Source organism: Streptomyces sp. NPDC002104 (assembly GCF_053593795.1).
Map to the genome: position 1 here is coordinate 1 of NZ_JBSFDF010000087.1, position 17,323 is coordinate 17,323.

Below are 17,323 nucleotides of genomic sequence, written 5' to 3' on the forward strand. Positions count from 1 at the left end.
TCGCGGCCAGCAGGTCCGCGGTCAGCGCGTCGGCCGTGGCCAGGTCCAGGTGCTCGGCGGGCTCGTCCAGGACGAGGACCGGGAAGTCCGCGAGCGCCTCGGCGTGCCGGGGGGCGGGTCAGTTGCCCGGGTTGGTGCCCTTCGCCGCCGCCTCGGCGTTGAAGATGTCCGGCTCCAGGTAGATCACGCGGGCGATCGGGACCGCCTCACGGATGCGGGCCTCGGCGGCGTTGATGGCGCGGGCCACCTCCGCCGCGCTGTCGTCGCTCTGGACGGCGATCTTCGCCGCGACCAGGAGCTCCTCGGGGCCCAGGTGCAGGGTGCGCATGTGGATGACGCCGGTGACCACGTCGCCGTCGACGACGGCCGCCTTGATCTTCGCCACGTCCTCGGTGCCGGCGGCCTCGCCGAGCAGCAGGGACTTGGTCTCGGCGGCGAGCACGATGGCGATGACGATCAGCAGGATGCCGATGCACAGGGTGCCGATGCCGTCCCAGACGCCGTTGCCGGTCAGCAGCGCGATGCCGACGCCCGCGAGGGCGAGGACGAGGCCGATCAGGGCGCCGAAGTCCTCGAGGAGGACCACGGGGAGCTCGGGGGCCTTGGCGCGCTTGATGAACTGGCCCCAGGAGAGGCTGCCGCGGACCTCGTTCGACTCCTTGATCGCGGTGCGGAAGGAGAAGGACTCCGCGACGATCGCGAAGAGGAGGACGCCGACCGGCCAGTACCAGTGCGTGATCTCGTGCGGGTCGTGGATCTTCTCGTAGCCCTCGTAGATCGCGAACATGCCACCGACGGTGAACAGCACGATGGAGACGAGGAAGGCGTAGATGTAGCGCTCGCGCCCGTATCCGAAGGGGTGCTCCGGGGTCGCTTCGCGCTGGGCCTTCTTGCCGCCCAGCAGGAGCAGGCCCTGGTTTCCGGAGTCCGCCAGCGAGTGGACGCTTTCCGCGAGCATCGAGGACGAGCCACTGAAGACGAAGGCCACGAATTTGGCCACCGCGATGGCCAGATTGGCGGCGAGTGCCGCCACGATCGCCTTGGTACCGCCCGACGCACTCATGGTTGCGATGTATCCCTTCCTCGGTGCGGCGCCCCGGGCCGGGGCGCCGCGCTACGGCCGCAGATTCTCACAGCCACCGAGAGGGACGGTACGTCAGACCACCACGGTGGCACGGAAGACGGTGCCGGTTCCGGACAGTTCGACCTTCTCCCCGGCCGGTACGAAGACCGACTCGCCCGGCGCCAGGGTCAGTTCGCCGGACTTCGTGGAGTTCGCCCGCGGGGAGCCCGCCGTGCACAGCAGGATCTGCGCGGTGGCGTCGGGAACCACCCGGGGGGCGCCGCCGGGGGCCAGGACGAACCGGGAGAGCCGGAATTCGTCGATGGGGGTCTCGTAGACCTCCTCGCCGTTGCCCTCCGGGCGCAGGATGCCGGGGTCTCCGGGCTCGAAGACGACGATCTTCAGCAGCTCCGGCACGTCGACGTGCTTGGGGGTGAGCCCGCAGCGCAGGACGTTGTCGGAGTTGGCCATGAGCTCGACGCCGAGGCCGTCGAGGTAGGCGTGCGGGATGCCGGCGCCGAGGAACATGGCTTCGCCGGGCTGGAGTTGCACGTGGTTGAGGAGCATCGCCGCGATGACGCCCGGGTCGCCCGGGTAGTGGTGGACCAGTCCGGCGTACGGGGCGTACGGGCCGCCGAGCCGCTCGGCGGCGGCCGCGGCCTCGGTGACCGTACGGGCCATCTCGGCGCGGTCGGCGGTCAGGATCGCGGTGAGCACCTCGCGCAGGGCCGCCTCCTCGGGGTGGGCCCGCAGGAGGTCGGCGTAGGGCTTCAGGGAGTTGACGCCGAGGCCCTCCAGCAGGGCGGCGGCCTCCAGCGGCGGGCGGAACCCGGACAGGCCCTCGAAGGGGGTGAGGGCGCAGACCAGCTCGGGCTTGTGGTTGGCGTCCTTGTAGTTGCGGTGCGGGGCGTCGATCGGGACGCCGCGGCGCTCCTCGTCCTCGAACCCGGCCTTCGCCTGGGCGAGATCGGGGTGGACCTGGAGGGAGAGCGGGGCGCCGGCGGCGAGGAGCTTGAGGAGGAAGGGGAGTCGGGGGCCGAACGTGCGGACGGCCGCGACTCCCAGTTCGCCCTCGGGGTCGGCCGCGATGACGTCCGAGAGGGCGCGCTCGCCGTCTCCTCGGTCGAGGAGGGAGGGGGCGCCCGGGTGGGCGCCCATCCACATCTCGGCCTGGGGTTCGCCCGTGGGCGCGACTCCGAGGAGCGCGGGGATCGCGGTGGTCGATCCCCAGGCGTAGGGGCGGATCGTGTTCGTGAGGCGGTCCATCGGTCGTCTTCCTGGGTGAGAGGCGCGCGCGTGCTGCGCCTCAGCTGTGTCCCCCGGAGGCCAACGCCAGGTAGGCGGTGGCGAAATCCGTGACGGCGAGGAGTTCGGCGAGCTGTTCCAGCTCGGTGCCCTCCTCCGGTTCGAGCTCGCTGATGGCCGTGTCGTGGCTGAGGGCGAGCTCTCGTGCGGCAGGGGCGGCTGTCAGTCCGCCTGCGGGCCTGTCGCGCAACAGGACGATGCGTGCGCGAAGGGCCTGCGGTTCTTCCACTCGGTCGCGGAAGAAGTCGTCGGGGTCGGCGCCGGCGGCGAAATCGCCGGAGAGCAGGACCCCGTGGGCCGGCAGGGCCTCGGGAAGGTCGGCGGCCAGTGCGGGCCGGCCGGCGAGTTCGGCGAGGGTGGCGGCGAAGCGGCGCCCGGCGGGTCCGGCGGCGGCGCCCTCGCTCCAGATGAGCGGGAGGGAGTCGGCGAGCTCGGAGGCCAGGGTCTTGGCGGGGTTGGAGTAGGTGACGATGGCGGGCCCGCAGCGTTCGGCCGTGCGGTCGAGCCGGTCGGCGACGAGCTGCAGGGTGTGCGGGGCGGCGGTGATCAGGCCGACCCGGTCGAGGAGCACCAGCAGCGGGGTCAGCAGGGCCCAGAGGGCGCCGGGGCCGGCCGCGGCCGACTCGTCGTACTCCTGGTACGGGGCCTTGGCCATCGGTACGAGGAGTCCGTGCGCGCCGCCCACCGCTTCGCTCAGTGGCGAGCGCTCCGGGGCGACGGCCACGACGGTGCAGCCGCGCCGGTAGGCCTGCTCGGAGAGGACCGCGAGGCCGGGCTCGGTTCCGTCGGTGGTGGCGATGAGCAGCAGGTCGACGGGGCCGGCCCAGCCGGGCAGGGTCCAGCGCAGGGCCCCCGCGGCGTGCGCGACGCCCGTCGGGTGCAGCCGGATCACGGGCGCGGAGGCTCCGGCGAGCGCGCCGAGCAGGTCGGCGACCCCGGTGGCGGCGGTGCCGGGCCCGGCGATGAGCACCGCCCGGGGGCGGCCGTCGGGGCGCAGGTCGGCGAGACCCGCCTCGGTGGCGTGCCGGGCCGCGGTGCGTACCCGTGCGCCCGCGTCGGCGGCACCGCGGAGCAGGCCGCGGCGGTCGGCGCGGGCGAGATCGTCAGGTGCGTCGAGGAGCGACTCGTCGAGCATGGCGGCCTCCGGCTGTGTCTGTGACGGAACCTGGGGGGTGACGGAACCAGTCTCGGCTTTGGCGCGGGGTGGCGGTAGGAGGCTCAGGCGGGACGGCGTGCCTCGTCGACGAGGAGCACCGGGATGCCGTCGCGGACCGGGTACGCGAGACCGCAGTCCTGGCCTCCGGTGCAGATCAGCTCGGGGTTCTCCGCGTCGGCCGACTTGTCCTCCAGGGGCGAGTGGCAGGCGGGGCAGGCGAGGATCTCCAGGAGGCCGGCTTCGAGCGGCATGTGCGGTTCCCTTCGGGGATGTGGATCGGGCCAGGTCAGCCTACCGCCGAGTCACCTTTGGTGACGGGTGGAGGAGGACCTTTGGTGACGGGTGGAGGAGGACCTCGGGTGGCGGGTGGAGGAGGACCTCGGGTGGCGGGTGGAGCCGGGGCTCCGGTGCGGGGTGGAGCGGTGCGGGTCCGCTGCTGGGGCTCCGCCCCAGGCCCCGCGCCTCGAACGCCGGCGGGGCTGGATTTGGCCGGGGCCGGATCGACGGCATTGCCTTGCCGGCCGGATCGCCGGCAAGGCAATGCCGTCGGGCCCGTGTCAGGCGCGGATCAGGGCCAGGACCTCGTCGCGGATCTTGGCGAGGGTGGTCTCGTCGCGGGCTTCGACGTTGAGGCGGAGCAGGGGCTCCGTGTTCGAGGCGCGGACGTTGAACCACCAGTCGGTGCTGGTCGCGGTGAGGCCGTCCAGTTCGTCCAGGGTGACGCCCTCGGTGGAGCCGTAGGCGGCCTTGACGGCGGCGAGGCGGGCCTTCTGGTCGGCGACGGTCGAGTTGATCTCCCCCGAGCCCGCGTAGCGGTCGTAGGAGGAGACCAGGTCCGAGAGGGGGCCGTCCTGGCCGCCGAGGGCCGCCAGGACGTGGAGCGCGGCGAGCATGCCGGTGTCCGCGTTCCAGAAGTCCTTGAAGTAGTAGTGCGCCGAGTGCTCGCCGCCGAAGATGGCGCCGGACGTGGCCATCTCCTCCTTGATGAAGGAGTGGCCGACGCGGGTGCGGACGGGGGTGCCGCCGTTCTCGCGGACGACCTCGGGGACGGACCAGGAGGTGATCAGGTTGTGGATGACGGTGCCGGTGCCGCCGTTGCGGGCCAGTTCGCGGGCGGCGACCAGGGCCGTGATGGCGGACGGGGAGACGCCCTCGCCGCGCTCGTCGACGATGAAGCAGCGGTCGGCGTCGCCGTCGAAGGCGATGCCGAGGTCGGCGCCCTCGGCCTTCACGCGGGCCTGGAGGTCGACGATGTTCTTCGGGTCGAGGGGGTTGGCCTCGTGGTTCGGGAAGGTCCCGTCCAGTTCGAAGTACATGGGGACCACGTCGAGCGGGAGGCCCGTGAAGACGGTGGGGACGGTGTGCCCGCCCATGCCGTTGCCCGCGTCGACGACGACCTTGAGGGGGCGGACGGCGGTGAGGTCGACCAGGCCCTTGAGGTGGGCGGCGTAGCCGGTGAGGGTGTCCTGCTCCGTGACGGTGCCCGGGACGGTGCCGGCGGGGATCGGCGGGGCGCCCTCGTCGCTCCACTTCTCGGCGAGCTCGCGGATGGTGGACAGGCCGGTGTCCTGGCCGACCGGGGCGGCGCCGGCCCGGCAGAGCTTGATGCCGTTGTACTGGGCCGGGTTGTGCGAGGCCGTGAACATCGCGCCGGGCAGGTCCAGCGTGCCGGAGGCGTAGTACAGCTGGTCGGTGGAGCAGAGCCCGATGAGGGTGACGTCGACGCCGCGGGCGGCCGCGCCGCGGGCGAAGGCGCCGGACAGGGCCGGGGAGGAGGGCCGCATGTCGTGGCCGATGACGATCGCCGGAGCACCGGTCACCTCGACGAAGGCGGCACCGAACAGTTCGGCCAGGCGCTCGTCCCACTCGTCCGGCACGACGCCCCGTACGTCGTACGCCTTGACGATGTTCGAAAGATCGGTGGCCACTGCCTGCCCTCCAGAAGGTCATGTGCGGTGGGGCAAACCTACCGTGGACGCAGGGCGGCTTTTCAGATCGGCTGAATGTCAGGAATCCGGCGAACGCAGGACGCGCAGGTGTCCGCGACGGGTCTCCCCGGTGGTGGGACCGCCCTGACCCGTGCCGCCCGCTCCGGCCGCGCGTTCCGGCGGCCGCGCCGCCTCGCGCACGGCGTTGGCGAGGGCTTCGAGGTCGTCACCGGTGGGACGCGAGGGCGCCGACCCGTCGGTGAGGCGTACGACGTCCCAGCCGCGCGGGGCGGTCAGCCGCTCCGAGTGCTCGGCGCAGAGGTCGTAGCAGTGGGGTTCGGCGTAGGTGGCGAGCGGGCCGAGAACTGCGGTCGAATCGGCGTAGACGTACGTCAGAGTCGCGACGGCAGGGCGGCCGCACGCGGTGCGCGAACAGCGACGTACAAGGCTCACGACGTTGGACCGTACCGCACTCTTGACCGGGCCGCGACGACTCTCCCCCCGTCGCTCCCCCGTGTCGTCCGATCTCCCCCGCCCCGGTGCGGATCTGCGGGCTACCCTGCGGGGGTGACGGACAGCACTCTGCCTCCCCCTCCCCCCGTGCCCCCTGCCGCCTCCCTGCCCGGCGGGTCGCCCGCCGGTGAGCCGCGGGTGCGGCGGCGCGACCGGCACGGGCGCGGGATGCGCGGGCCGGTGGCTCCTCCCCAGGTACCGCTGTCGGCGAGCCGGGGGGAGCTCTTCGGGGACCTCGTACGGGACTCCGTGGAGCGGCTGGAACGGCGGTGGCCGCAGCTGGCCGAGGTGGAGTTCATGATCGGCGACGTACCGGGGCCGCCCGGGGGTGCGGAGGCCGGCTGGAACGACGAGGCGGTGCCGCTGGGGGCGCTGGCGGAGGCGGGTGGCGGGCGGCCGGCCCGGATCGTGGTGTTCCGGCGGCCCGTGGAGATCCGGGCGAAGTCCCGGGACGAGCGGGCGATGCTGGTGCACGAGATCGTGGTGGAGCAGGTCGCGGAGCTGTTGGGGCTGTCGCCCGAGACGGTGGATCCGCGGTACGGGTCGGACTAGTCGGACTCGTCGGACCAAGGTCCGCTACGGGGCCTTGCCGGGCCCGGCCCGCCCGCGTCGGCGGTGCGGGAGGGGGCCCTGCGGGGCTGTCCCCTACCCGCCCTTCCACCGTTCCCCGGGCTGTGCCCGGACCCCTCCGGGGGCTCCGCCCCCGGACCCCCGGTCCTCAAACGCCGGACGGCTGAAATGACACACCCCGGTGGGGTCGGGTCAGTCGGTCAGGACCGTGAGGTTCTGGGTGGCCTTGGGGACCGAGACCGTGGAGTGGTCGTCCGCGAGGGTCTGGGTGGTGAACATCGGGATGCCGTCGCGCGGGATCGTCAGGGTGCGGGACGCGTGGACGGGGCCGCCGGAGACGGTTTCCACCGTCAGGGCGTAGGCGCCCTTGCCGCCCGTCGGGGCGAGGGTCAGGGTCTGCGTGGTGCCGCCCTTGACGGTGACCTCCTTGGAGGCGGGTTCGCCGCCCTCCGTGCCCGGGGAGGCCGTCACCTTGACCGTGGCGTCGGCGCCGGGCGGGGCCGTCAGGGAGAGCAGGGTGGCGTTCGCCTCGGGGCGGTTGTCCGCGACGGTCGCCCGGGTGCCGACGGGGGCGGACGCCTGGATGAAGCCGACCTCCTGCTTGGCTCCGGTGCCGCGGACCACCCGTACGGCGGCGACCACCGGGACCGCGGACTTCTTGGCGTCGGCCGGGGACAGGACCAGGGAGCCCGCCTCGCCCCGGGTGACGTCCTTGAGGTCGAGGCCGGCGGTCATGCCGGCCTTGACGTGGAGCTGCTCGGCGCCCGCGGGGCTGATGGAGCCGTTCGCCCCGGCCAGCTTCACCTGGAGGTCCGCGTCGTCCTCGCCGGGGGCGAAGGCGACGAGCCGTACGGAGGTGGCGTCCGCCGGGATGCCGGGCAGGACGAGGGTTCCCGCCGGGTCCACGGAGGCGGGCAGCCAGTCGGCGCCGACGCCTTCCTCGCCCACCTGGGCGGTGGCCCCGACGCGGCCCGCGCGGGTGGTCACGTGGGCGGTGACGTCCGCGAGCTGTGCGCCGGGGGCGAGGGAGGCCAGGGAGATGGCCTTGGTGGACTTCGGGTCGATGCGGATGTTCTCGCTGGTGCCCGCTTCGGCCTTGACCGCGCCGTCCGGGCCGAACAGCTTGATGTCCACCACGGCCGCGGTGTCGTCGGGGTTGGTGAGGTGGACGTAGTCCTCGCGGCCCTTGGCGGTGCTCACGCCGGGGAACCAGAAGTCGGTGCCGGGCGCGGTGCAGCCGACGCCGAGCAGGCCGCGCGTACGGCCCACCGAGACCACGGTGGTCTGCTGTGCGCTCCAGCCGGGGGCGAGGAACCCGTCGGCGACCCCGCTCAGCGCGGGGGCCTCGGCGCCGGAGGCCTTGGCGCCCACGGGCTTGCCGGGTTCCTTGAGTTCGAGGACCGGCTTGGCTTCCTTGGTCGCTCCCAGCAGCCGTGCCGTGCCCTTGCCGCCCGGGGAGGCGGCGCCCGGGGTGATCGCCGTGTACAGGGTCTCGGCGATGTCGGAGGTGCTGGGCGCGGGGCACACCAGCAGGGACCGCTCGACCGGCATCCGGGCCGCGGGCTTGCCCGCGGAGGCGGCGGCCCCGTCGGCGGCGGGCGCGGTGAGGGTGGCGAGGCCGGTGACGGCGGCCAGGGCGGCCGTGACGGCGGCGAGCGTGAGGGGGACGCGCTGCTTCACTGCTGGGTGCTCCCGTCCGGGCGCGGGGCGTGCTGCCCGCCGTGCTCGCTGTCGTGCCGGATGTCGTGCTGCCCGTCGGGCCGGCCGTAGGGGTCGTAGCCGGTCTGGGGGTCCGGTTGTTGCTGCGGGTAGGGCGGGTACGGCTGCTCGTACGGCTGGTACGGCTGCTCGTACGGGGCGTCCGGGTGGCCGGTGTAGGGCTGCTGCTCGTACGGGTACGCGGCGTACTGCTGCGGCTGCTGCTCCTGGGCGGCGTAGGGGTAGCCGCTCTGGTCGCCCTGGTCCCCGTACGCCGGCTGCTGGTAGGCGTACGCCTCCTCGCCGTAGGTCTGCTGCGCCGGGATCTGCGCGTACGGGTCGGCCGCGACGGCCGCCTCGGCCGGAGCGGGCCCGGACTGCTGGTCCTGTTCGGACTGCTCGCGCAGGCGGCGGGCCCGGCGGCCCTCGCCGGCCTCCTCGGCGGCGGAGGCCTCGTCCTCGGGCAGGTCGTCGTCGAGGCGGGCGCGGCGGCCCGGCAGGGCCATCACGAGGAGCACCAGGGCGAGCAGGCCCTGGGCCCAGTGCCAGGCGGTGCGGGCGAGGGCGTCCTCGTGGACGAGGTCGAGCTCGCCCTCCTGCGCGGGGAGTTCGAAGCCCTGGGCCCAGCCGTCGACGGTCTTGGCCTTGAGCGGCTTGCCGTCGAGGGTGGCCTGCCAGCCGGGGTCGGTCCGGTCGGCGATGCGCAGGACGCGTCCGGCCTCGCCCGCCGGGATCCTGGTGTGCGCCTCGACGGGGCCGGAGGCGACGGGGATGGGGGCCTCGCCGGGCTTGCCGGAGACGATGACGGCGCGGGCGACCTGCCGGTCGACGCGCCACAGGGCGCTGCCTTCGAGCTTGCTGAGGCGGCTGAGGCCGGGGGTGGCGTCCAGGACGCGGCCGATCTCCTGCGGGGCGCCGTCGCGGACGAGGACGTAGCGGATGGCGAAGCCGCCGAGCTGGTCGGTCTGGTCGGCGCCGGAACCGGCGACGAGGCTGGAGACGACCTTGTCGAGGCGGGTGTCGCTGCCGGCGCGGGCGGCGAGTTCGGCGTCGCCGAGGCGGCCGCCGGAGCCGCGGACCAGGCTGTAGGAGAGGACGGCCGGGGAGTCCGCGCCGATGACGAGGGTGCGGGCCTGGTCGCGGGTGCCGCTCTCCTCGGCGACGAAGGCGGGTACCTGGACGGGGTCGCGGCGCTCCAGCGGTCCGGCGGCTCCGCTGAGCATCCAGCCGGCCGCGCCGGCGAGCGGGCCGACGGCGGCGGCGAGCGCGATCAGGGCGGCGAGGGGCTGGCGCCAGCCGAAGCTGCTGGCGGCGACGCGCTGCTTGGCCCCGTCGGCGCCGAGGACGGCGGCGGCCAGCAGGGCGAGGCCGTAGACGAGGGTGGCGGGGCCGGCCCAGGTGGTGCGGTTGACGAGGACGGCCAGGGCGAGCGCGGCGAGCGCGGTGGCCCAGGCGGTGCGTACGGCGAACTGCCGGTCGCTGCGCACCAGCGCGGCCAGGGCGGCGAGGACCACGCCGAGCAGGATCAGGCCGCCGGCGGTGCGGGGGCCGCCGGGGCTGATGCCGAGCAGGTCCAGGGCGGTGGCCGAGCCGGCTCCGTAGGGCAGTCCGGCCTCGCGCAGGAAGCTCCCGGGGTGGGTGAGCAGGCTCAGCGACCAGGGGGCGAGGACGAGGAGCGGGACGCCGAGCGTGGCGAGGAGGCGGGGGCCGTACGTCTTCCAGTGCGCGCGGCGCAGGACCAGCGCGGCGACCCCGAGGACGGCGGCGAGGGGCCAGACGACGGGGGTGAAGGCGGTGGCCAGCGTCAGCAGGAGGGTGTAGGTCCAGGTGGAGCGCCAGCTGCCCTCCCCCTCGCCCGGGGCGCATCCGAAGGCGGAGACGGCGGAGCGGGCGATGAGCGGGAGCAGGATCGCGAGGACGGCGGTGCCGATGCGGCCGCCGGCCAGGGCTCCGGTGACGGCGGGGAGGAAGGCGTACGCGACGGCGGCCCAGGCGCGCAGCAGCCGGGATTCCACCAGGGGCCGGGAGGCGAAGTAGGCGGTGAGCCCGGCGAGCGGGACCGAGCAGACCAGCAGCAGGGTCAGGGCGGCGTCGGTGGAGCCGAGGAGCAGGGTGGACAGGGCGCCGAGGACGGCGAGGTAGGGCGGCGCCCCGGCGGTGGTGCCGGTGCCGACGGGCTGCCAGTCGTCGGCGTAGACGCGCCAGAGGTCGAGTCCTCCGTCCGGGGCGGGCAGCAGGGCTCCGCCCATGAGGGAGCCGCCGCCGAGGAGCGAGCGGCAGGCGATGAGGGAGCCGAGCAGGAGGAGGCCGAACAGGACGGGCGCCGGCTTGCGGGCGATCCGCTTGAGGCGTGCGAACTGTTCGACGTCCAGGTAGTCGGCGTCGTCTGCGCCGGGTCCCGATTCGACGGCTCCGCCGTGCCGGCCGGCGGTGGAGCTCTCGGTGTCGCCGTTGGCGCCGAAGTACTCGGCGAGCTGTTCGGCGTTGGCGCGCAGGCTGGCGCCGGCCGGCGGGAAGAGCGGGCGCAGCACCTGCCCGGCGACGAGGGCGCGGCCCCGCCGGCGGCGGGCTCCGAGGATCCGGCCGGGCCGGAGCAGGGTGGCGAGGAGGCCGGTGACCTCGTCGACGGCCTGTCCGGGGGCCTTGCCGATGAGGTAGGCGAGGGTGCGCAGGGCGGTGCCGAGGAGGATGCGCAGCAGGACGTACGGGAGGGCGCGGCCGGGGCTGTTGGCCAGCATCGTGTAGACGGCGCCGGCCTTGTCGACGCGGTGCGGGCTGGCGGCGGAGCGGCCGACGCAGTCGACGGTGCGGCGTTCGCGGGCGGAGGCCTCGGCGTGCCGCAGGACGGCGTCGGGGGCGACGAGGACGGCGAATCCGGCGCTCTGGGCGCGCCAGCACAGGTCGACGTCGTCGCGCATGAGGGGCAGCCGGCGGTCGAAGCCGCCGAGGCCGTCGTACACGTCGCGGCGGATCAGCATGCCGGCGCTGGAGACGGACAGGACGGGCTGGACCTGGTCGTGCTGGCCCTGGTCCTGTTCGCGCCGGTCGAGGCCGGTCCAGCGGCGGCCGCTGCGGGCGATGGTGACGCCGACTTCGAGGAGCTGCTTCTTGTCGTACCAGCCGCGCAGCTTGGGGCCGATGATGCCGGCGTCGGGGTTCTCGTCGGCGACGCGCAGCAGTTCGGCGAGGGCGTCGGGCTCGGGTGCGCAGTCGTCGTGGAGCAGCCAGAGCCACTGGACGGGTTCGCCGTGGGGCAGGTCGGGGAGGTCGTACGTGTCGTCGCGCCAGGTGCGGCTGACGGGGTCCCAGCCGGAGGGGCGCTTGAGGTACGGGAGTTCCTCGGGGGTCAGGGTCCCGGCGGTGCGGGCGGCCTCGTCGACGGCGGTGCCGAAGCCGGTGCGCCGGGCGAGGTGCAGGACGCGGTCCTCGCCGAGGGCTTCGCCGAGCAGGCGCGCGGAGTCGTCGGCGCTGCCGGTGTCGGCGGCGATGTGGCTCTGGGCGGGGCGTTCCTGGCCGAGGAGACCGGCGAGGGTCCGGGGCAGCCAGCGGGAGCCGTCGTGGGCGACGAGCACGGCGGTGACGACGTGCCGGGGGAACTCTGGTGCGGCGGCAGCCTGGTGGGAGGCGCTCGACTGGCTGTGCAGGGACATCGCGGTACGGGCCCTCCGGCCGGGGGTCCGGGGGTGGTGTGCCCTCGGAGGCTGCTGGACAGCGCCCCACCCTAACGGCTGGGAACACAGCGGTCCGCCTCCTGCGGGGAAGGTGCGGGAGGCGGACCGTTTGCTCTGCTCGTCGCCGTGCGGGTCGTGCCGTTCGAGGTACTGCGTTTTGTACCGGTGCGTGCACTTCGGCCGCTGCCGTGCGTGAGGCCGGGTGCACAGGCGGCTATGCCTTCGGGTGGGCCGCCGGATATGTCGTGGGCCGTACCGCGGGCCGTACCGCGGGCCCTGCCGTGGGCGCCGTTGGGTGCGCGCCGTGGGCGCTTCAGACGGCGGCCTTCTTCAGACGTCGCCGCTCGCGCTCGGACAGGCCGCCCCAGATGCCGAATCGCTCGTCGTTGGCGAGGGCGTACTCAAGGCATTCGGAGCGGACCTCGCAGGCGAGGCAGACCTTCTTCGCCTCGCGGGTCGAGCCGCCCTTCTCGGGAAAGAAGGACTCGGGGTCGGTCTGGGCGCAGAGAGCTCGCTCCTGCCATCCGAGCTCTTCGTCCGCCTCCTCGACCAGCAGTTCCTGAACCAGCTCGGTCATGTGCGCCCCTCGCTCTGTCTGTGCGTCCCCGTGGTCATGCCGTCACTCATCGCTACGTAACGACACGAGTGAAATTACAAGTGCGGGGCTCCAGCGCAGTCAAGCCGAGATCTGCTATTGGGCCCCTTATTCACTCTGCGGAACCAAGCCTATGCAGAAAGTGTTCATATCGCCAAAAATCGTGACACAAGCCACACGTGTCACGCCTGGCACTCCCTCCCCCGTAGTCGACGCGTCACTCTGTGGTGGGGTTCCGATCCGGCCGAAGAAGCGGCGCAGATCACATTTCAGCCACAGAAGGACATCGCACGGCTTCACGGGTTTGAGAGCCGCCACAGCAGGCTGCAGCGCGACTCGCAGCGCCACATCCCCCGGTTCTGACTGCACAAACCTTTCTCCGGGCACGGTAACCGGATGAGGTGAAACTTTTCTACCAAATCGGACATTGGGTTGACAGTCCGGCCTTCCACCGGTTCTTCTTGTACGCATGTCAGCGCCCTCAGCAGTCACCCGGACCCCCATTCGTGGGTTCCTGTGCGCTGCCCAGGTTCGCTGTTGCTGTTGCAGCTGTTGATGCCTCGGGAGCTCCGGCTCCCTGAGCTCCAGCTCGCCCCCCACAGCAACCGCCGCATGACTGACATCCGTCGAGGAACCCCCCGATGAACAGCACCAGCACCCTGAACGCCACCCCCGCCGCAGCCGTCGCCCCGGCGCGTGTCGAGAGCGACCTCCAGATCGCCGGCGACATCCTCTCGGTCCAGCACCTGCTGCAGCCCGCACGCGAGCACCCGGCCACCGTCGCCGAGTTCGTGGGCCTCGCCCGTTCCATCGCCGCCGACCGCTCCCAGTGGGAGCACCTGGTCCAGTACGACGCCACGACCCGCTGGTACCACCGCCTGCGCACCGGCCCCGGCTACGAGGTCTGGCTGCTCAGCTGGGTCCCCGGGCAGGGCAGCGGCCTGCACGACCACGGCGGCTCCTCCGGCGTGCTGACCGTCCTGGAGGGTGAGCTGACCGAGCACACCACCCGCGGTTCGCTCGGACTCCGCGCCGGCTCCCAGCGCGTCTTCGCCCCCGGGTACGCCCACGAGGTGCAGAACGACAGCCTCGAAGGCGCCGTCAGCCTCCACGTGTACTTCCCCGGCCTGACCGAGATGCCGATGCACAGCTGCTCTCCGGCCCGGCCCGAGGCCCTGTCCGTCTGATCCCCGGACCCGCCTGGGCGTCCCGCCCGACGCCCGGCCACCACCCCTCAAGGGATCGGAACGCTGCTGACAGACTGTCCGTATGCGCATTGTTGTTCTGGCAGGCGGCATCGGCGGCGCCCGTTTCCTCCGAGGTCTCCAGTCCGCCGTTCCCGACGCGGACATCACGGTCATCGGCAACACCGGTGACGACATTCACCTGTTCGGGCTCAAGGTCTGCCCCGACCTGGACACCGTGATGTACACCCTCGGTGGTGGCATCAACGAGGACCAGGGCTGGGGCCGCACCGACGAGTCCTTCACCGTCAAGGAGGAACTCGCCGCGTACGGGGTCGGACCGACCTGGTTCGGCCTCGGCGACCGCGACTTCGCGACCCACATCGTCCGTACGCAGATGCTCGGTGCGGGCTACCCGCTCAGTGCCGTCACCGAGGCCCTCTGCGACCGCTGGCAGCCCGGCGTCCGGCTGCTCCCCATGTCCGACGACCGGGTCGAGACCCACGTCGCGATCACCGACTCCCAGAGCGGCGAGCGCCGGGTCGTCCACTTCCAGGAGTACTGGGTCCGCATGCGTGCCGCGGTGGACGCCGAGGCCGTCGTACCCGTGGGCGCCGAGCAGGCCAAGCCCGCGCCCGGCGTCCTGGAGGCCGTCGCGGCCGCCGACGTGATCCTCTTCCCGCCGTCCAACCCCGTGGTGTCGGTCGGCACCATCCTCGCCGTACCCGGCATCCGCGAGGCCGTGGCCGCCGCGCAGGCGCCCGTCATCGGCCTCTCCCCCATCGTCGGGGGCGCCCCCGTGCGCGGGATGGCCGACAAGGTGCTGGCCGCCGTGGGCGTCGAGTCCACCGCCGCGGCCGTCGCCCTGCACTACGGCACCGAGCTGCTCGACGGCTGGCTCGTCGACACCGCCGACGCGGACGCCGTCGCCGCGGTCGAGGCCGCCGGCATCACCTGCCGGGCGGTCCCGCTGATGATGACCGACCTCGCCGCCACCGCGGAGATGGCGCGGGCCGCGCTGGACCTGGCGGAGGCCTCCCGGTGACCGGCGGGAACCCGCCGCACCAGTACCTGGTGCAGGCCGTCCGCGGGATCCCCGAGGTACGGCCCGGCGACGACCTGGCGGCGCTGATCGCCGCCGCGACCGACGTACCCGCCGGATCCGGGAGCTCCAGCCGCCTGCGCGACGGCGACATCCTGCTCGTCACCTCGAAGATCGTCTCCAAGGCGGAGGGCCGGATCGTCCGCGCCGATTCGCGCGAGGAGGCGATCGACGCCGAGACCGTACGCGTCGTCGCGCGCCGCGGGACGCTGCGGATCGTGGAGAACCGGCAGGGGCTGGTCATGGCCGCGGCCGGGGTCGACGCCTCGAACACCGAGGCCGGCACCGTCCTGCTGCTGCCCGAGGACCCCGACGCCTCCGCCGCCGCGATCCGTGCCCGGCTGCGGGAGCTGCGCTCCGTGGACGTGGGCGTGATCGTGACGGACACCTTCGGGCGGCCGTGGCGGACCGGGCTCACCGACGTGGCGATCGGCTCGGCCGGCGTACGGGTCCTGGACGACCTGCGCGGCGGCACCGACGCCCACGGGAACCCGCTGAGCGCGACGGTCGTCGCGACCGCCGACGAGCTGGCCGCCGCGGGCGACCTGGTCAAGGGCAAGGCCCTGGGCCTGCCGGTGGCGATCGTGCGCGGGCTGGACCACGTACGGGGCGAGGGGTCCACGGCGGCCGACCTGGTCCGCGCGCCGGCCGACGACATGTTCCGGCTGGGCACCTCGGAGGCGGTACGGGAGGCCGTGACGCAGCGGCGTACCGTACGGGCCTTCACGTCCGAGCCGGTCGACCCGGGCGCGGTGCGCCGCGCGGTGGCGGCGGCCGTGACCGCCCCGGCCCCGCACCACACGACGCCGTGGCGGTTCGTTCTGCTGGAGTCCGCGGGCGCGCGGCTGGAGCTGCTGGACGCGATGCGGGACGCCTGGATCGAGGACCTGCGGCGGGACGGGAAATCCGAGGAGTCCATCGCGAAGCGGGTCCGGCGGGGCGACGTCCTGCGGGCCGCGCCGTACCTGGTGGTGCCCTGTCTGGTCACGGACGGCGCGCACGACTACGGGCACGCGCGGCGCGACGCGGCCGAGCGGGAGATGTTCGTCGTCGCGATGGGCGCGGGCGTGCAGAACTTCCTGGTCGCGCTGGCCGGGGAACGGCTGGGCTCCGCGTGGGTGTCCTCGACGATGTTCTGCCGGGACGTGGTGCGCAAGGTCCTCGGCCTGCCCGAGGACTGGGACCCGATGGGGGCGGTGGCCGTCGGGCACGCGGCGCTCGCTCCGGCGGAGCGGGCGGTGCGGGCGGCGGAGGAGTTCATCGAGGTCCGCTGAGGCGGTGGGGGCTGGGCGGTGGGGGGGCTGGGCGCTGGGCGCTCTAGAGCCTGCCGATGTCGCCCCGGGGCATCCGGGGGGCCCGGCGGGGCGGGGCGCCGGCGGCCAGCAGGACCAGGCGGGCCGCGCGGTGGCGCTGGCCGGCGTACGGCGCGAGGAGCTCCAGCATGGCGGCGTCGTCGGCGTCCCGGTTCCCGGCCAGGGCGTAGCCGATGATGCCGGGCAGGTGCAGGTCGCCGGTGGTGACGGCGTCGGCCGCGCCGTTGCTCCGCTGGAGGGTCTCGGCGGAGGTCCACGGGCCGATGCCGGGGACCGCCTCCAGGCGGGCGGCCGCCGCCGGCAGGTCCATGGCGGTCGCCTCTTCGAGGCGGGCGGCGAGGCGGGCCGCGCGGACGATGGTGGCGGAGCGCTTGGAGTCGACGCCGGCCTTGTGCCAGTCCCAGGAGGGGATGAGGGCCCAGGTGCGGGCGTCGGGCATGACGTAGAGCCCCGGGCCGGCGCCCTGTTCCGGTCCCGGACCCGGGCCCGGAGCCGGTTCGCCGTACTGGCGTACGAGGCGGCGCCAGGCGCGGTACGCCTCGTCGGCGGTGACCTTCTGCTCCAGGACCGTCGGGATCAGGGACTCCAGGACCAGGCCGGTACGGGTCAGCCGCAGGCCGGGGCGGCGGCGGTGGCTGGCGTGCACGAGCCGGTGGCGGGGGACGAAGACGGTCGGATCGTCGGCGGAGCCGAGCAGCTCGGGCAGCCCGTCGAGGATCCAGTCGGCGCCGGGCCCCCAGGCGGTGGCGCTCACCCCGGGCCCATCCCGCGTGACCCGGAGGGTGGCGGGGCCGGCGGGGGTACGGGTGGCCCGCCAGACCGTGCCGGGTGTGGCACGGAAGGTGGGGTCGGCGGGGCCGCGCCTGAGGGGGCCGAGGGTGAGACCCAGGTCCACCGGGGTGGGCGGGGTCCAGGAGCGGGTCTTGGGGTGCGGTGCGTGCTCGCCTGCGGCTTGGCCCGGGGGCTGGGCCGCGCCCGTGCCTACCGCCGGGGGCGGGGCCTGGGTGTCGGCGGGGCCCGGGGGCAGCGGGGTGCGGCCGCCGCGGATCGCGGTGCGGGTGAGGGGGTCGTAGCGGCCGGCCATGCCTTGAGCGTAGCCCTGCGGGGCTGTCCCCTCCCCGCCCTTCCCCCGTTCCCCGGGCGCTGCCCGGACCCCGGTCCTCAAACGCCGGACGGGCTGGGGAGGGGTACCGGGCTGCGCCCGGACCCCCTGGGGCTCCGCCCC

At 74.0% G+C, this 17,323-nt stretch carries 14 protein-coding genes; 4 read left to right on the forward strand and 10 right to left on the reverse strand.

Annotated elements, in window-relative coordinates:
• Nucleotides 1–118: 118 nt before the first annotated feature.
• The 6 genes from ACWCP2_RS36830 to ACWCP2_RS36855 form a co-directional block, all read right to left on the reverse strand.
• Entirely contained in the window at nt 119–1,063 is a 945-nt protein-coding gene (locus ACWCP2_RS36830; protein WP_450912896.1) for a cation diffusion facilitator family transporter, read from the reverse strand.
• Between the two features lie 93 nt (nt 1,064–1,156).
• Nucleotides 1,157–2,329 (reverse strand): mannose-6-phosphate isomerase, class I, encoded by a 1,173-nt coding sequence (manA, locus tag ACWCP2_RS36835; protein ID WP_450912897.1) that lies wholly within the window; start codon nt 2,327–2,329, stop codon nt 1,157–1,159.
• Between the two features lie 40 nt (nt 2,330–2,369).
• Nucleotides 2,370–3,503 carry an SIS domain-containing protein gene (locus ACWCP2_RS36840; protein ID WP_450912898.1) on the reverse strand — a complete coding sequence of 378 codons (1,134 nt, stop codon included), beginning with the start codon at nt 3,501–3,503 and terminating at the stop codon, nt 2,370–2,372.
• A gap of 83 nt (nt 3,504–3,586) precedes the next feature.
• On the reverse strand, nt 3,587–3,775 hold the full coding sequence (locus ACWCP2_RS36845; RefSeq protein ID WP_214948446.1) for a Trm112 family protein: 189 nt from the start codon (nt 3,773–3,775) through the stop codon (nt 3,587–3,589).
• Between the two features lie 306 nt (nt 3,776–4,081).
• Nucleotides 4,082–5,452 carry a phosphomannomutase/phosphoglucomutase gene (locus ACWCP2_RS36850; protein ID WP_450912899.1) on the reverse strand — a complete coding sequence of 457 codons (1,371 nt, stop codon included), beginning with the start codon at nt 5,450–5,452 and terminating at the stop codon, nt 4,082–4,084.
• A gap of 78 nt (nt 5,453–5,530) precedes the next feature.
• Entirely contained in the window at nt 5,531–5,905 is a 375-nt protein-coding gene (locus ACWCP2_RS36855) for a DUF3499 domain-containing protein (protein WP_450912900.1), read from the reverse strand.
• Nucleotides 5,906–6,019: 114 nt separating this feature from the next.
• On the opposite strand from ACWCP2_RS36855, the gene ACWCP2_RS36860 reads away from it, so the two are divergent.
• The gene (locus tag ACWCP2_RS36860) at nt 6,020–6,517 is read left to right on the forward strand and encodes a metallopeptidase family protein (RefSeq protein ID WP_450912901.1); all 498 of its coding nucleotides are present in this window, start codon (nt 6,020–6,022) and stop codon (nt 6,515–6,517) included.
• 210 nt (nt 6,518–6,727) lie between these two features.
• Here ACWCP2_RS36860 and ACWCP2_RS36865 read toward each other — a convergent pair whose 3' ends face one another.
• From ACWCP2_RS36865 to ACWCP2_RS36875, 3 genes are all read right to left on the reverse strand, one after another.
• Entirely contained in the window at nt 6,728–8,215 is a 1,488-nt protein-coding gene (locus tag ACWCP2_RS36865; protein ID WP_450912902.1) for a DUF5719 family protein, read from the reverse strand.
• The gene (locus tag ACWCP2_RS36870; RefSeq protein ID WP_450912903.1) at nt 8,212–11,883 is read right to left on the reverse strand and encodes a glycosyltransferase; all 3,672 of its coding nucleotides are present in this window, start codon (nt 11,881–11,883) and stop codon (nt 8,212–8,214) included. Before ACWCP2_RS36870 ends, ACWCP2_RS36865 begins: the two co-directional genes overlap by 4 nt.
• 334 nt (nt 11,884–12,217) lie before the next feature.
• The gene (locus ACWCP2_RS36875; RefSeq protein WP_112450237.1) at nt 12,218–12,481 is read right to left on the reverse strand and encodes a WhiB family transcriptional regulator; all 264 of its coding nucleotides are present in this window, start codon (nt 12,479–12,481) and stop codon (nt 12,218–12,220) included.
• Between the two features lie 659 nt (nt 12,482–13,140).
• On the opposite strand from ACWCP2_RS36875, the gene ACWCP2_RS36880 reads away from it, so the two are divergent.
• From ACWCP2_RS36880 to ACWCP2_RS36890, 3 genes are all read left to right on the forward strand, one after another.
• Nucleotides 13,141–13,686 carry a cysteine dioxygenase gene (locus ACWCP2_RS36880; protein ID WP_450912904.1) on the forward strand — a complete coding sequence of 182 codons (546 nt, stop codon included), beginning with the start codon at nt 13,141–13,143 and terminating at the stop codon, nt 13,684–13,686.
• A gap of 82 nt (nt 13,687–13,768) precedes the next feature.
• The gene (gene cofD, locus ACWCP2_RS36885) at nt 13,769–14,728 is read left to right on the forward strand and encodes a 2-phospho-L-lactate transferase (protein ID WP_450912905.1); all 960 of its coding nucleotides are present in this window, start codon (nt 13,769–13,771) and stop codon (nt 14,726–14,728) included.
• Nucleotides 14,725–16,059 carry a coenzyme F420-0:L-glutamate ligase gene (locus ACWCP2_RS36890; protein WP_450912906.1) on the forward strand — a complete coding sequence of 445 codons (1,335 nt, stop codon included), beginning with the start codon at nt 14,725–14,727 and terminating at the stop codon, nt 16,057–16,059. The genes cofD and ACWCP2_RS36890 overlap by 4 nt, the downstream gene beginning before the upstream one ends.
• Nucleotides 16,060–16,102: 43 nt before the next feature.
• On the opposite strand, the gene ACWCP2_RS36895 is transcribed toward ACWCP2_RS36890, so the two are convergent.
• Nucleotides 16,103–17,182, reverse strand: a complete 1,080-nt coding sequence (locus tag ACWCP2_RS36895; protein ID WP_450912907.1) for a DNA-3-methyladenine glycosylase family protein — start codon at nt 17,180–17,182, stop codon at nt 16,103–16,105.
• Nucleotides 17,183–17,323: the final 141 nt, after the last annotated feature.

Bases quoted from the DNA above. Each gene is read 5' to 3' on its own strand.
- ACWCP2_RS36845 (WP_214948446.1), bottom strand. From the start codon at position 3,775: ATGCCGCTCGAAGCCGGCCTCCTGGAGATCCTCGCCTGCCCCGCCTGC.
- ACWCP2_RS36870 (WP_450912903.1), bottom strand. From the start codon at position 11,883: ATGTCCCTGCACAGCCAGTCGAGCGCCTCCCACCAGGCTGCCGCCGCA.
- ACWCP2_RS36830 (WP_450912896.1), bottom strand. From the start codon at position 1,063: ATGAGTGCGTCGGGCGGTACCAAGGCGATCGTGGCGGCACTCGCCGCC.
- ACWCP2_RS36895 (WP_450912907.1), bottom strand. From the start codon at position 17,182: ATGGCCGGCCGCTACGACCCCCTCACCCGCACCGCGATCCGCGGCGGC.
- ACWCP2_RS36880 (WP_450912904.1), top strand. From the start codon at position 13,141: ATGAACAGCACCAGCACCCTGAACGCCACCCCCGCCGCAGCCGTCGCC.
- manA (WP_450912897.1), bottom strand. From the start codon at position 2,329: ATGGACCGCCTCACGAACACGATCCGCCCCTACGCCTGGGGATCGACC.
- ACWCP2_RS36875 (WP_112450237.1), bottom strand. From the start codon at position 12,481: ATGACCGAGCTGGTTCAGGAACTGCTGGTCGAGGAGGCGGACGAAGAG.
- cofD (WP_450912905.1), top strand. From the start codon at position 13,769: ATGCGCATTGTTGTTCTGGCAGGCGGCATCGGCGGCGCCCGTTTCCTC.
- ACWCP2_RS36840 (WP_450912898.1), bottom strand. From the start codon at position 3,503: ATGCTCGACGAGTCGCTCCTCGACGCACCTGACGATCTCGCCCGCGCC.